The sequence below is a fragment of the Bifidobacterium castoris genome (assembly GCF_003952025.1).
Classification (GTDB): Bacteria; Actinomycetota; Actinomycetes; order Actinomycetales; family Bifidobacteriaceae; genus Bifidobacterium; species Bifidobacterium castoris.
Genome location: NZ_QXGI01000004.1, coordinates 92,360 through 107,364 on the forward strand (window position 1 = coordinate 92,360; position 15,005 = coordinate 107,364).

At 68.0% G+C, this 15,005-nt stretch carries 10 protein-coding genes and 1 other RNA gene; 9 read left to right on the forward strand and 2 right to left on the reverse strand.

All coding sequences use genetic code 11. The features are described 5' to 3' along the window. Positions 1–12 precede the first annotated feature (12 nt). The 8 genes from D2E22_RS05985 (at position 13) to ssrA (ending at position 10,911) form a co-directional block, all read left to right on the forward strand. Positions 13–1,500 (forward strand): UDP-N-acetylmuramoyl-tripeptide--D-alanyl-D-alanine ligase, encoded by a 1,488-nt coding sequence (locus D2E22_RS05985; protein WP_126032197.1) that lies wholly within the window; start codon positions 13–15, stop codon positions 1,498–1,500. Positions 1,501–1,546: 46 nt separating this feature from the next. Beyond that, positions 1,547–2,653, forward strand: a complete 1,107-nt coding sequence (gene mraY / locus D2E22_RS05990; protein ID WP_126032198.1) for a phospho-N-acetylmuramoyl-pentapeptide-transferase — start codon at positions 1,547–1,549, stop codon at positions 2,651–2,653. A 108-nt stretch (positions 2,654–2,761) separates the two neighbouring features. After that, positions 2,762–4,201, forward strand: a complete 1,440-nt coding sequence (murD, locus tag D2E22_RS05995) for a UDP-N-acetylmuramoyl-L-alanine--D-glutamate ligase (RefSeq protein WP_126032199.1) — start codon at positions 2,762–2,764, stop codon at positions 4,199–4,201. Further along, on the forward strand, positions 4,188–5,528 hold the full coding sequence (locus D2E22_RS06000) for an FtsW/RodA/SpoVE family cell cycle protein (protein WP_126032200.1): 1,341 nt from the start codon (positions 4,188–4,190) through the stop codon (positions 5,526–5,528). The genes murD and D2E22_RS06000 overlap by 14 nt, the downstream gene beginning before the upstream one ends. A 55-nt stretch (positions 5,529–5,583) precedes the next feature. Beyond that, entirely contained in the window at positions 5,584–6,789 is a 1,206-nt protein-coding gene (locus D2E22_RS06005) for a UDP-N-acetylglucosamine--N-acetylmuramyl-(pentapeptide) pyrophosphoryl-undecaprenol N-acetylglucosamine transferase (protein WP_126032298.1), read from the forward strand. Between the two features lie 48 nt (positions 6,790–6,837). Further along, the gene (murC, locus tag D2E22_RS06010) at positions 6,838–8,427 is read left to right on the forward strand and encodes a UDP-N-acetylmuramate--L-alanine ligase (RefSeq protein ID WP_126032201.1); all 1,590 of its coding nucleotides are present in this window, start codon (positions 6,838–6,840) and stop codon (positions 8,425–8,427) included. Beyond that, a complete protein-coding gene (locus D2E22_RS06015) occupies positions 8,427–9,845 on the forward strand; it encodes a cell division protein FtsQ/DivIB (RefSeq protein WP_206431375.1) in 1,419 nt (472 codons plus the stop codon). Before murC ends, D2E22_RS06015 begins: the two co-directional genes overlap by 1 nt. Positions 9,846–10,508: 663 nt before the next feature. Beyond that, positions 10,509–10,911, forward strand: a transfer-messenger RNA (tmRNA) gene (gene ssrA / locus D2E22_RS06020). A 79-nt stretch (positions 10,912–10,990) separates the two neighbouring features. Here ssrA and D2E22_RS06025 read toward each other — a convergent pair. Next, on the reverse strand, positions 10,991–11,422 hold the full coding sequence (locus D2E22_RS06025) for a PH domain-containing protein (protein WP_126032202.1): 432 nt from the start codon (positions 11,420–11,422) through the stop codon (positions 10,991–10,993). A gap of 229 nt (positions 11,423–11,651) precedes the next feature. Further along, the gene (locus tag D2E22_RS06030; protein ID WP_126032203.1) at positions 11,652–12,080 is read right to left on the reverse strand and encodes a hypothetical protein; all 429 of its coding nucleotides are present in this window, start codon (positions 12,078–12,080) and stop codon (positions 11,652–11,654) included. 346 nt (positions 12,081–12,426) lie between these two features. Between D2E22_RS06030 and D2E22_RS06035 the strand changes: the two genes are divergently transcribed. Continuing rightward, entirely contained in the window at positions 12,427–14,991 is a 2,565-nt protein-coding gene (locus tag D2E22_RS06035; protein ID WP_206431377.1) for a carbon-nitrogen hydrolase family protein, read from the forward strand. The last annotated feature ends 14 nt before the right edge of the window (positions 14,992–15,005 follow it).

Here is a 15,005-nt window from a genome sequence, read left to right on the forward strand (position 1 = left end):
GAGACAACAACGATGATGAGGATGAAGCTGGGCCGGGCGGCCCGGGCGGCCGACGGCCGCCTGATCAACGCGGACGACGCGACGGCCGGACGAATCGTGGCCGACGTCGTCACCGATTCGCGCAAGACGCGCGAAGGTTCGCTGTTCGTCGCGATCGCCGGCGAGCACGTCGACGGCCACGACTTCGTCGCGCGGGCCGCCGAGCAGGGCGCGATCGGCGCGGTCGTCGACCACGAGATCCCCGACGTGCCGTGCCCGCAGATCGTCGTCAAGGACACCGTCGAGGCGCTCGGACTGCTCGCCAAGGCCAATCTGCGCATGCGCCGCGAGAGCCGCGCGCCGTTCACCGTCGTCGGCATCACCGGCTCGGTCGGCAAGACGACGACGAAGGACCTGCTCAACGCGCTGCTGTCCACGATCGGCGCGACGATCGCGCCGGTCGGCTCGTTCAACAACGAGATCGGTCTGCCGCTGACGGCGCTCGAAGTGGACGAGCGCACGCGCTACCTCATCGCCGAGATGGGTGCGAACCATCTGGGCGAGATCGCGCATCTGACGACGATCGCGCCGCCGGACGTCGCCGTCGTGCTCAAGGTCGGCGTCGCGCACCTCGGAGAGTTCGGCTCGGTCGAGCACATCGCGCAGGCGAAGAGCGAGATCGTGCGCGGCCTGCTCGACGACGGCGTGAGCGTGCTCAACGCCGACGACGAACGCGTCGCGGCGATGAGCGCGATAGCACCCGGCAAGGTCTCCTGGTTCGGCCTCGAGCATGCGCAGGCGCACGACGAGGACGGCTACGTGGCCGCCGACGACGTCACGCTCGACGATCTGGGACGCCCCGTGTTCACGATCGTCGACGACGGCGGCGTCGAACAGCGCGTCACGCTCGGCATCGGCGGCGCGCACAACGTCATGAACGCGCTCGCCGCGGCCGCCGTCGCACGCCTCGAGGGGATGCCGCTCGCACGGATCGCCGACGTGCTCTCCGCGGTCACGGCCGTCAGCCCGCACCGCATGGCCGTGTCCGAGGTCGCGCGCGGCGGCGGCCGCTTCACGCTCATCGACGACTCGTTCAACGCGAACCCCGATTCGATGCGCGCCGGGATCGACGGGCTTGTCGCTTGGCGCGCGCAGGAGGACACGCAGCCGTTCCGCGTCGCCGTGCTCGGCGCGATGCTCGAGCTCGGCGCCGACGAGGAGCGCGCGCACCGCGACGTCGGCCGCTACGCCGTCGAGGCGGGCGCCGACGCGCTCATCGCGGTCGGCGCCGACGGCGACGGGCATCTCAACACGTTGGCGCAGGCCATCGCCGACGGCGCGCGCGAGGCGCTCGGCGCCGGCGACGCGCGACGCGTCGCCGCCGTCACGAACACGGCGGACGCCGACGAGGCCGTGCGCCGCCTCAACGCCGCGCACGCCGATATGGCCGTGCTGCTCAAGGGCTCCCACGCCTCCGGGCTGAGCGCGCTGGCGACGCGCTGGACCGGCGGCGCGCGATGAGGCCACGCAATCCACGGCAACCACGCAACCGAATGGAGAACCTCAGGTGATCGCACTCATCATTGGCATCTTGGTCTCGCTGATCGTGACGATGATCGGCACGCCGCTGCTCATCCGCATCGTGCACAAGCTCGACTACGGGCAGTACATCCGTCAGGACGGACCGCAGTCGCACCTCGTCAAACGAGGCACGCCGACGCTCGGCGGCGTCGTCATCGTGCTCGCCGTGCTCCTCGGCTGGGGCGCGAGCGCGCTGTACCGCTACTGCTGCCACGGCATCGTGCCGTCATGGTCGGCCGTGCTCGCGCTGTTCGCGATGGCGTCGATGGGGCTGCTGGGCTTCATCGACGACTTCGCGAAGGTGCGCAAGAAGCAGAACGAGGGCCTGACCGTCGGAGGCAAGTTCCTCGGCCAGATCGTCTTCGCGACGCTGTTCGCCGTGCTCGCGCTCGTGCTGCCGACGAAATCCGGGTTCCCGAGCGCGCAGGCCGGCATAAGCTTCATCGAGAAGCCCTTCATCAGCTTCGAGTTCGCCGGCCGCGCGCTCGCGATCATCCTCTTCGTCATCTGGGTCAACTTCCTGATGGCCGCGTGGACGAACGCCGTCAACCTGTCCGACGGCCTCGACGGCCTGTGCGCGGGGTCGTCGATGGTCGCCTTCGTCGGCTACGCGATCATCGCGATCTGGGAGAGCTACCATCTGGCCGGACCGGGGCGCTCCGGCTTCGCCTACGCCGTCTCCGACCCGCTCGACCTAGCGATCATCGCCTGCTGCGCGGCGATGGCGTGCCTAGGCTTCCTGTGGTACAACTGCAATCCGGCGTCGATCTTCATGGGCGACACCGGCTCGCTCGCGCTCGGAGGCCTGTTCGCGGCGCTGTCGATCGAGACGCACACCGAATTCCTCGCGATCATCATCGGCGGCCTGTTCGTCATCGAGGCGATGAGCGACGTCATCCAGGTCGGCTATTTCAAGGCGACCGGCAAGCGTGTGTTCAAGATGGCGCCGATCCACCACCATTTCGAACTCGAAGGGTGGACGGAAGGCAAGGTCGTCGTGCGCTTCTGGATGATCGAACTCATGTTCGTCATGGTCGGCCTCGTCATCTTCTACGGAGATTGGGTCGCCCGCTCGGGCCTGTGGCACGCCTGAGCGTCCCCGCGCGTTCCGCAAGCCGCCCGCGGACGCGCGCAACGACGGGCGGCATGCGGGCGCGCGGACCCGAGACGATCCACGACATGGACGGAAGGACAGCAACAAATGGAACTCGACCTTGAGCATATGACGGTCGTGGTAGCGGGACTCGGCGTTTCGGGACGCAGCGTCGTGGACATCCTGCGCCCGCGCGCCAAGGAGGTCATCGGCGTCGACGAGCACAAGGCGGACGCCGACCTCGACTCCTTCGACGCCATCCCGTGGGAGCGCGTCGACCTCGTGTGCACGTCGCCTGTGTTCGACCCGCGCACGCCGTTCATCCTCGAGGCGCGTCGCCGCGGCATCCCGGTCGTCAGCGAGGTCGAAATCGCATGGCTCATGCGCGTGGACAACGCGAGGACCGGCCGGCCGGCGCCATGGATCGGCATCACCGGCACGAACGGAAAGACGAGCACGACCGAGATGACCTCGGCGATGCTCACCGCATGCGGATTGACGGCACCCGCCGTCGGCAACATCGGCAAGGCCGTCTCACACGCCGCGCTCGACCCGGCCAACGACGTGCTGTGCGTCGAACTGAGCTCATTCCAGTTGCACTTCACGTATTCGCTCGCGCTCGCCGGCGCCGCGATCACGAACATCGCCGCCGACCATCTCGACTGGCACGGCGGCATCGAGGCCTACGCCGAGGACAAATCGAAGGTCTTCGACGGCGCGCGCCGCGTCATCGCCTACAACGCGCAGGACGAACGCGTCAGCGAGCTGGCGCGCGAGGCGAAGACGGCCGAGGGCTGCGTCGCCGTCGGCTTCACGCTCGACGAACCGGCCGCCGGCCAGATCGGCGTCAAGGACGGATGGATCGTCGACATGGCCGGCGTCACCGGCATGCCGATCGGCGTCGCGCACCGCCTCGCCGCGCTCGCCGACTTCCCGCATCTGATGGAGCCGGACGGCACGCTCTACCCGCATCTGGTCGCCGACGCGCTCACGGCGCTCATCCTCGTGACGGCGATGGACGTCGACATCGACGTCGCGCTCGACGCGCTCAAGCGCTTCAAACCCGGCGGTCACCGCATCGAGGAGGTCGCCAGGCTGACGCTGCCCGACGGCTGCGCGATCCGCTTCGTCGACGATTCGAAGGCGACGAACGCCCATGCGGCGCGCGCCTCGCTGGCCAGCTTCGCGCCCGGCAGCGTCGTGTGGATCGCCGGCGGCCTGGCCAAGGGCGGCCGCTTCGAGCGGCTTGTCGCCGAGGTGCGCGACCGGCTCAAGGGCGTCGTCGTCATCGGCGTCGACCAGCGGCCGATGCTCGACGCGCTGCGCACGGGCGCCCCGGACCTGCCGGTCGCGATCATCGACCCGGCCGATGCCGGCAACGTCATGGCGCGCGCCGTCACGGCGGCCGCGTCGATGGCGCAGGGCGGCGACGTCGTGCTGCTCGCGCCGGCCTGTGCGTCGATGGACCAGTTCCGCTCCTATGCGCAGCGCGGCGACGAGTTCGCCGACGAGTCCCGTCGGTGGGTGAGCGAGTATGGCCGGGACTGAACGCAAGCGGCGCGAGCCGCGCACCGCCTCGTCGGACGGCGCGGTCGAGGCGCCGCGCCGGCGGTACGCGGTGCGCAGGCGTTCGCAGCCGACGGCGCAGGGCGCAGCCGCTCCCCGGCGCGCCGTGTCGGACAAGGGCGCGGGGGAGGCGCTCGACTTCGCCCAGTACCGTGGATGGCGCATGTTCCTCAACCCGCTGTGGTGCTACCACGGCTTCTTCGCATGCGTGCTCGCGTTGACGCTGTTCGGCCTCGTCATGGTGTTCTCGAGCTCGTCGGTCTCGATGGTCGCCGCCGGCGCCTCGCCGTGGGCGCAGCTCGTCAGCCAGTCGGGCTTCGCCCTTCTTGGTTTCGGGCTGATGGCCATAGGCCGCTTCCTGCCGTTGCGCGCCTACGGGCTGCCCAAATTCATGTACGGGCTGTATGGGGTGTGCATGACGTTGCAGCTGCTCACGTTCTCGCCGCTCGGCGTCGAGGTGTACGGCAACCGCGGCTGGATCAAGCTCGGGCCGGTCCAGCTGCAGCCGGCCGAATCACTCAAGCTCATGCTGTGCATCGTGCTGCCGCTCGCGCTGCAGCATGCGCAGGCCGCCCACCGCAGAAGCGGCGCGCAGCCGAAGCTGAAGGACTACCGGCTGCCGCTTGCGCTGTTCGTCGCCGCCGTCGGCCTTGTCATCTGCGGCAAGGACCTCGGCACCTGCATGATCCTCGTGTTCATCGGCCTCGTCGCGTTCGCGGCGAGCGACTTCCCGAAGAAGTGGCTCGCCGGCGGCGGCGTCGCCGCGCTTGTGTTCATCACGGTGTTCGTCGTGACGAGCGGCAACCGCATGAGCCGCATCCTCGCGACCTACCGGGGCTGCGAGGACGGCGCGCAGACCGTGTGCTACCAGTCGACGCACGCGCGCTACGCGATCGCCTCCGGCGGCATGTTCGGCGTCGGCATCGGCAACTCGCGCGAGAAATGGAACTACCTACCGGCCGCGCACAACGACTTCATCTACGCGATCATCTGCGAGGAGCTCGGTTTCATCGGAGGCCTGCTCGTGCTGCTGCTGTTCGTCGTCATCGGCTGGTGCATGCTCGTCGTGGCCGTGAAGACGCCGAACCGCTTCGCGTCGTCGCTCATCATGTGCATGACGATCTGGATCGTCGGCCAGGCGCTGATCAACATCGCCGTCGTGCTCGGCCTGCTGCCCGTCATGGGCCTGCCGATGCCCTTCGTCTCGGCGGGCGGCACGTCGCTGATCATGTGCCTGGCGGCGGCCGGCGTGTGCATGAGCGCGATGCGCAGCCAGCCGCAGATCCGCGCCGAACGCGCGAAGGCCTGAGCTCGGGCGCGTCGGCTACAGTGAAGGCATGAACGAAGGCAAGAACGAAGGCAAGATGAGCAGTACGAAGAACGCCGGGACGCGGCATCGCATCATACTCGCCGGCGGCGGCACCGCCGGCCACGTCAACCCGCTGCTGGCGGTCGCCGACGCGATCCGCCGCAGCGAGCCGGACGCGGACATCATCGCGCTCGGCACCGCCGTCGGACTCGAGGCCGACCTCGTGCCGGCAGCCGGCTACCGCCTCGAGACGATCGAGAAGGTGCCGTTCCCGCGCCGTCCCGGCGTGTACATGGTCAAGTTCCCCGCGAAATGGCGCCGCGAGACGGCGAAGGTCAGGGATCTCATCGGCGCGCAGGGCACACAGGTCGTCGTCGGCTTCGGCGGCTACGCTTCGGCGCCGGCGTACGCGGCCGCGCACAAGCTCGGCGTCCCCGTCGTCATCCACGAGCAGAACGCGCACGCCGGCATGGCGAACAAGCTCGGCTCGCGCTGGGCGCGGTTCATCGGCACCGCCTACGACGGCACCGGCCTGACGCCGGCCAAGGGCGGCGCCGTAGAACGCGTCGGACTGCCGCTGCGTCCGGCGATCGCTGCGCTCGCCGAACAGCTGCAGCACGACCGCGCCGGCGTCCGCGAACGCAACGCGCGCGAACTCGGCCTCGACCCGGAGCGTCCGGTCATCGTCGTCACCGGCGGATCGCTCGGCGCGGCGAGCCTCAACCGCGCCGTCTCCGGCACCGCCGGCACGCTTGTGCGCCACACGCAGATCGTCCACCTGACCGGCAAGGGCAAGATCGACGAGGTGCGCGACCGCGTCGTGCAGTCGGCCGGCGCGCAGGTGCTCACCGGACTCGGCGAGGACTCGCAGCCGGGACGCGACTACCATGTCGCGCAGTACCTCGAACGGATCGACAAGGCCTTCGCCTGCGCCGACCTCGTCATCTGCCGCTCCGGCGCGGGCACCGTGAGCGAGCTGACGGCGCTCGGACTGCCCGCCGTCTACGTGCCGCTGCCGATCGGCAACGGCGAGCAGCGCTTCAACGCGCAGCCGGTCGTCGAGGCCGGCGGCGGCCTGCTCGTCGACGACCATGACTTCACGACGACCTGGGTCGAGGAACACATCCCGGCGCTGCTCGCCGACCCCGCGACGCTGCGCGGCTACGGAGAGCGCGCCTGGCGCTACGGCATCCGCGACGCCGCCGACCGCATGGCGCGCCGCGTCCTCGACATCGCCGGGGCCGAGGCCGCCGCCGTATAACGACGGCCGCGCGCCGGACGCACCATCGGCCACGGCAACATCAACACAATGACAACAGGAGCGTGTTTTCCAGTGAACGAACAGACACCGCAGCCAATCGACCTCGACCCGACGATCGCGCGCTTCGCGCCAGCGGAGCGGGCTCAGGACCTCGGACGGACGCATTTCATCGGCATCGGCGGCGCCGGCATGTCCGTCCTCGCCGAGATGCTGCACGAGCAGGGCGTCGACGTCGACGGCTCGGACATGCGGGCGGGCGCGAAGACGGAACGCCTCACCGCGCTCGGCATCCCGGTGAGCATCGGCCAGCATGAGGACAACGTGCGCGGCGCGCAGGTCGTCGTCTACTCGAGCGCGATCAAGGCGGACAACCCGGAGATCGTCGCGGCCGCCGAGCAGGGTTCGCGGATCGTGCACCGCAGCGACATCCTCGCGCTGCTCATGCACGGGCGGCGCGCCGTCACCGTCGCCGGCGCGCACGGCAAGACGACGACGAGCTCGATGCTCGCCCATATCCTCACGCATGCCGGCTCCGGCTCGCTCGCCGACCCGAGCTACGCGATCGGCGCATCGATCCAGGGCCCCGACGGCTCGACGCTCGACGGAGGCCACGCCGGCGCCGGCGACGTGCTCGTCGCCGAGGCCGATGAATCCGACGGCAGCTTCGCGAAGTACGCGCCGCATATCGCGATCGTCACGAACGCCGAACCCGACCACCTCGACCACTACGGCGATGCCGACGCCTACCACGCCGCCTTCGTCGACCACCTCGGCCACGCGCGCGGCGCGATCGTCGTATGCGCCGACGACGCGAACGCGCTCGCCGTGCTGCGCCGGCTCGACCCGGCGACGGCGGCGCACGCGGTCGCCTACGGCACGGCGGCGCGCGAGGACGTCGGCGAGCTCAACGGCGCGCGCTATGTGCGCATCGCCGCCGAGACGGAGCACGCCGGCGACGGCGCCGAACGTTTCGCGCTCGAGATGCCCGCAAGCGTCGCCGAAGGACGGCCGTACTCCGGCGACGGCGATGCGGGGACCGTGACCGTGCCGGTGACGCTCGCCGTGCCCGGGCTGCACAACGCGAGGAACGCGACGGCCGCGATCGTCGCCGCGACATTGCTCGGCATGGATCCGCATCAGGCCGTCGAAGCCGTCTCGACCTTCCTGGGCGCCGCCCGCAGGTTCCAGATCCGCGCGCAGGTCGGCGGCGTGACCGTCGTCGACGACTACGCGCACCATCCGACCGAGATCGCCGCGCTGCTCGACGCGGCGCGCCGCCGCTACCCGGAGGCGACGATCCACGTGCTCTTCCAGCCGCATCTGTTCTCCCGCACGAAGTTCTTCGCGAAGGAGTTCGCCGACGCGCTCGGATCGGCGGACGACGTCATCGTCACCGGCGTCTTCCCGGCGCGTGAGAGGCAGCAGGACTTCCCGGGCGTGGGCGCGGCGACGATCGCCGGCATGGCCGGCGCGGATACGCCGATCGACGTCGAGGAGCATATGGAGACGGCGGCGCAGATGATCGCGATGCGCGCGAAGCCGGGCGACGTGGTCTTCACGGTCGGCGCCGGCGACATCACGAAGATGGCGCCGGTCATCGCGCACGTGCTCGAGGCGCACGCCGGCAAGGACGACTGATGGCCGGGCGCAGCGTCAGATCATCGTCGGACGGCACGGACGGCGGCACGCGCAGGAGGGCGTCGGGCGGGGCGTCCGGCGCGCATGAAGGCGGCCGCGGGCGCACGATCTCGTCGCATCGGGACGGGACCGCCGATGCGACGCAACGCGGACGCGTCCGCAGGTCGTCGTCCGGCGCGGCTTCCGTGGCCGGCGCGACGTCCGATTCGGCGTCGAAGCGCAGCGGCGACGCGAGACGATCCAAGGATCCGGAATCGCCGTCGCCGAAGACGGGGGAGCATCGCTTCCCGGTCGGGACGCCGTCGTCGCGACCGCGCGTCGCGTCGAACACGGGCGCGCGGCATGACGGTGCACGTACCGTGTCGTCGGGGTCGGCGTCGTCGGCGGCGACGGAGAGGAACGCGGCCGCGCCGCGCCCGGCCGCGACGGCGCCGTCGAAGCGGGGGCGACGCGGCGGACGGTCGCTCGTCGCGCGGATGCGAGGGCTGCTGCCGAAACGCGGCGGCCAGACGACGCAGGTGCGCCGCACACGCATCGTCGACGAGCCGGTCAGCAGAAGCGAGCCGGGATCCTTCGTCGATGCCAACAACATGCGCAGCGAGGACATCGTCGCGAAGACGCTCAGGCAGACCGCAGGCGCCGTCGGCGTGGCGACGCGCCCGAAGGTCGTCGACTTCACGAAACGGCAGAAGGAGCGTCGTCGCGCGAACCTGCGGCAGACAGTGACGCGCGTCGCGGCCGCCGTCGGCGCGATCGCCGTCGTCGCGGCCATCGTCTGGCTGCTGTTCTTCTCACCGGTGTTGCGGCTCAATCCGGACAGGATCGCCGTGTCGGGCGCGAACCAGTGGGTGAGCGAGCAGCAGATCATGACGATCGCGCGCGGACAGGCCGGCAAATCGCTGCTGCTCGTCTCGGACGGGGCCGTCGAGGAGCAGCTGTCGCAGATTCCCGGCGTCTCCTCGGCACAGGCGACGAAGCGGTTCCCGAACGGGCTCGACGTGCACGTCGAGGCGCAGCGTCCCGCGGCGATGCTGCGCGTCAAAGGAGGAGACACGCTCACGGCCGTCGACAACAAGGCGCGCGTGCTCAACGCCGTCGACGCGAAGTCGGTGAAAGGCATCCCCGTCATCGACGTGGACTCGGTCGATGACGCCGTCGGAAGCCGTGCGCTGCAGTCGGCCGTCGTCATCCTCGATGCGTTCCCGGAAGGGTGGCGCACGGACGTCACCGCTGTGAACGCGCCGACGCAGGATTCGATCACGACGACCTTCGCGAACGGCATCACCGTCGTTTGGGGCGACGACACCGACCTCAAGCTCAAGATGGCGATCGCGGACAAGATCATGAACGACCCGAAGGTCATCGGCGACAAAAAGCAGATCAACGTCTCCGCGCCGAATCGGCCGATCATCAAGTAGCCGCGCGGGCAGCCGGCCGGCCGACGACTCGCGTCCCGCCGCGCGCATTCGTGCGCTGTGCGGGACGCAGGGGCGGCTGTGTGCGGCTCGGGCTGCGTATGCGTGCGCGGTATGTGACATTGGGATGATTGGGTGCGACTCAGATTGCGTATGCATACGCTGGTCGGGATGGCGGCGGTCCGGTGTCCGGCTCGGATTGCGTACGTGTGCGCGGACCAGGACGCTGGGGAGGCTGTGTGCGACTCAGAGTGCGTATGCGTGCGCGGACTAAGATGTTGGGGCGCACGTCTGCGACTTGGGCTGCGTACGCATGCGCTGGATGGGACGCTGGGGCGCGAGGGAGAGGAGATATCCTTGGGCCGGCAGAGGCCATGCGTGTACCCATCTGTGTACCTAAAACGTAGGTTTCAGGTCCGATCTTCGAAGTGCGGATACTGGTACGACGCGGATAGTGGACGGTTGTGGAGCTGATGGTAATCGAAACGGTATCGAGCACCTGGTAATCGCACATGCGGACGCGGACGGGCGGCGGGAAGGGGTCTGCATGGGGCGAACTGTGCTGATGGCGTTGTCGGGCTTGCCGATTCAGGACGGTCGTGTTATATTGAGAAGTCCGGTTTGGTGAGGCCGCGAGGCTCATCGCCGGAGTTTGATAATTCAAGAGGGGCCGATTTGGTTTCGACGGTGATCTGTTCGCTTCGGAGAAGCGTGCCGAGAATGTAGAGTCCGCTCGTGATGTGCTCTGCAATTTAAATTAAGTGCTAAATCTAACCGCACTGAGTTCGCTCTCGCTGCCTGATTTTCAACGTAATCAGATCTAATCCAGCGAGCGTGGCTCCGTCCGCTCTCCCGGGTCTTCGGGGAGAGGTCGGGCGTCGTTAGAGGACTTGCCTACGTCACTGAACCGCAGGGTGACGTGGGGACTTTGACTGTGGCTAGGCTCGCCATCAGTCGTCTGCGACATTGATGGGGGCCGAAAAACCACCCCAGTGGTCAGCAGACTACGCACGTAGAAGTACGAGGGTACGGTCACCGGACCGGGGTTCAATTCCCCGCGGCTCCACGGATGAAAACCCGCCAGCAATGGCGGGTTTTCTTGTATTCGCAACGGTTCGTGCCGTCCGCGCCGTGCGACGCGGCTTCATTCACTTCGCGTTGATGCGCTGCCGGTTCGCCATCGCCAGTTCGCCCAGATAGCGGTAGATCGGCGCGATGTCGAACTTGCGCGGGAACTCGAGCGTGATCTCGTCGAGCGTCTCCGTACCGGTCTTGCGCTGATAGACGTCCTTGAGATACGTGATGTTGATCTCGCTGTCGTCGGCGATCGCGCCGGCCGTCTCCACCTCGACGTCGACGATCGCGTCGAGATGGATCGTCTTGTAACGCGCCTTCGCGCCGGTCGCGCCCTGCTTGTCGATGAAGATGATGCGCATGTTCGTGAACACGACGGCGTCACGGATCAGCTGATACCCGTTCGTGATCTGCTCGCCGTTGAACAGGAACGGCCCGTACTGCTGCATGAGCTGGTCGTTGCTGACCTGCTGCAGGTTGCCGGCGAATGCGTTGAATAATCCCATGGTCACCTCGATGATGGTCGATTGGTCGGTTGGTGTTCCGTGACGCCGCCCGCGATGTGGGGCGCGGTCACGTATGTTGAAATGCGAAGAGCGCGCCGTCCCGTATTCGCGAAGGTCACGTGATTCGCAGACGTCACGCGGCATGTCACCCGTCGTGTGACGTCTGCGGAGCGGTGGTCCGGGCACGGCGGCGAGCCGTGGTGCGATGCGCACGTATGCGCGCCACCGGTCAGATCTGGTAGCCGTTCTTCTCGTAGTACTGCGGCGAATAGCCGAACGTCGCGTAGAGCAGTCCGGGCAACGTGACGGCGGCCGCGCGCTGCACGGCCTCGTCCTTGACGTCGCCGCCGTCGGGGCCGACGACGTCCCAGCGGAAGACGCTCGCATCGCTCGCGTAGCGTGTGCGCATGTACGACTTGAGCCACGGCTTCGAGACGAACATGACGAGGTAGGGGACCTCGCGTTCGAGCAGCGCCTGCACGTCGGCGTCAGGCATCTCGTCGCCCTTCTGCGTGAAGACGATCGTGCCGCCGCCGTCATAGGCTTTGATTGAGATGTCGAGCTTGACGAGGTCCCATGCGCGTGCGCCCGCGTACGATAGCGACGTCAGGCAGTCGTCCTTCTTGAATGCGTCAAGCATATCCGTCAGTTGCGTCATATCGATCCTTTCTCGCGGCCGTTGGGCGTGCCGGGCGCACGTCTGCGCTCAACGATACACCGTTTCCCGCGGCGCGCCATGTTCCCTCGCGCGGCCGCGCGCGATACCGGCGCCGATGTTTCCGAACGATGTGCTCCGGCAAATGGTTGGCATGCGCCGAAATCGTTTCGTAATCGTGGGGGAGCGCGCCGGAAACCCAACGTTCGGCTGCGCGAAACCCGGCGTTTTTAGCGTGGTTGCTGTCTGCAGCTCACCTATGGCCGTTGCCGGCACGTCGTAGATGGGGTTCGTTGAGTGAAGTCGTTTCCGTGCGGACGTGAAGAGAGAGGCAACCATATGCTTGTGCATGGCAGGTTCGCGATTCCAATGCATTCCAACGGCGGGCGTCGGCGCGCTGGCGATGTGCGCGTCGCTCGGCGCGTTCGGCGCCCACGCCGCGTTCGCCGACACCACCTACAGCGCGGCCGCGGCCACGGCGCCGAACGTCGTGACGAACGGCGTCATCCCCGCCGGCGCGCTGAGTGTCGTCAACTTCCACCCGGTATGGGGAGACAAGGAAGCGAACAAGGCGAGCATGCTCAAGTGCATCGACGAGGCGCACGCCGCCGGCGTTAGGATGATCGTGTTCCCGGAGATGGCGCTCACCAGCTACGTCTCGTCAAGCGACCCGGACTCCGCCGCGTATAGGATGGCCATGTCCCAGTCCGAGACGATCTCCAGCCCGACCACCCGCGAACTCGCCGACAAGGCCGCCGCATACGGCATGTGGGTCGTCTTCGGCACGTCGGAGCGCATCCCGGGGGACGCCGACCACACGTACAACTCTGCGCTCGCCGCGTCCCCGGACGGCAAGGTCGTCAGCTACCAGAAGATCGCGCCGGTGGAGGGCTCGTGGGCGACGCCCGGCACGACGCCGGCGCTGCTGCAGACCGAATGGGGCCTGGCGGGCTTGAGCTTCTGCTACGACACCTGCGAATCCGGAGATCGAACGCTACTACGCCGCGCAGGGCGCGGGCATCCTCATCAATCCGACCGCTACCTCCCGCAGCTACCGCGACATCGACGGCGACGGCGTCAAGGACGGCAAGGGATGGGAATGGTATTAACCGCAACCGTCTCGAATCGATTGCGTCGGGCGACGGCCTCGTCATCGCCTCCGCCGATCTCGTCGGCGCCAACGGCTGCCCCGGACGGCGACGGCAAGCGGCCCTACGATTTCCCCGGCGGCAGCGTCATCGTGCGCGGTTCCGCCTACTACTCCGCCGCCCAGAACGCCGACGGCTCGCTCATCGTCGGCACGGAAGGCGCATTGGCGAACTCGAAGGACCTGCGGGTGAGCTATCCGTCGACGACGCGCGTCGCCAACGATTCCCATCCTGACTACTACGCCAAGTGGTACGCCGAACTCGCGGACAAGCAGGAATCGGGCACATCGCTGAGCAACTACTACGGTCCCGAGGACGGTCCGCGCGTCGCCGTCGCCAACGTCGCCGGCGTGTGGGCGGACAAGCAGGCGAACGTCGACATGATGGTCCGATACGCCGAACAGGCCGCGGCCGACGACGTCGACCTGCTCGTGTTCCCGGAGACCGTGCTCACCGGCTACGACAGCACCGATCCGAAGGACGACGCGAACGCGCACAGCGCGAACGCCGACGTCAACCGTGCGCTGGCGGCGAGCGATGACTACATGCAGGTGCTGCTCGCCGAAAAGGTCAAGGGCGCCGACGGCGACGACACGCGCGGCGTGTCGGTCAGGACGATGGCGGACACGGCGAAGCGGCTCGGCATGTACATCGTGTTCGGCTTGCCGGAAATGCCCGACGGCGGCCCGATCGCCGACGCCGACGGCGTGAGGAAGGTCTACAATTCGGCCGCCGTCGTCTTCCCGGACGGCCACACCGAATCGTTCCAGAAGATGCACCGCGCCGGACAGGAGAAGCAGGTCTGGTCGGTGCCGGGGAACACGCCGCGCATCTTTGAGATGCCGGAATTCACCGGCTCCGACGGCGGTGCGCTCAAAGCCGGCATCAGCAGCATCTGCCGCGACGGCCATTTCTATCCCGAACTCGGCCGCTACTATGCGGCGAGCGGCGCCGAACTGCTCATCCATCCGACCGCCACGACCGGCGACCCGTGGTACCGTGAATCGCGCATCGGCAGCTACACCGACAGCGACGGGCTCGCAGCCGTCACCGCGAACCTGTGGGGACAGGACGGATATCCGCTCGACGCGGACGGTAATCCGATCTACTCGGTGGACGCGAACGGCGACACGGTCAGTTCCGGCAAGGAGATCAAAGGCTACAACTACATGGGCGTCGGGCGGGACGCTTTCCGTTCGAGGAGCCTGATTATCACCGCATGGGATGGCAAGGACGGCACACCCTTCGACTACGCGACCGGATCGGCGCTCGACACTTCCGGCACCGGCGGCAGCGCGACGCCGCAGATCACGAAGGACTGGGCGTTTGGTGGCCGCGGCGAAGGACGCGCTCAATGCGGCCTACGACGCGTTGACGCCGGCGACCACGGAGCAGGCGCCCGGCGACGGGCCGACGGGGGGACGGACGATGTACTCGCCAAGGACGCGAACGGCAACGGGAACGGAGGCGCTGCAACGCCTGACGAACCGCTCTCCTCCGATAAGACGGGCGCCGATGGCTCGGCCGGGGCCGATGCCTCCGCCGCGGGAAAAGACGGTGCGACGCGGACGCCGCTGTCCACCATCGGTTTGCCGGTCGTGGCCTTCGTGGCGCTCGCCATCGCCGTCTCCGGAGCCGTCATGCCCATGCCCGTTGTCGCCGGCCCGTTGGGAAAGTGGAGGTTCGGGTCGTATCTGCGATTTTGGGGTGGGGGCTTTCGGAAAGCGGTCATTGATCCGTGCGGTTCTTATCGTTTTTGTGCGTAAATCGCACAGATCGG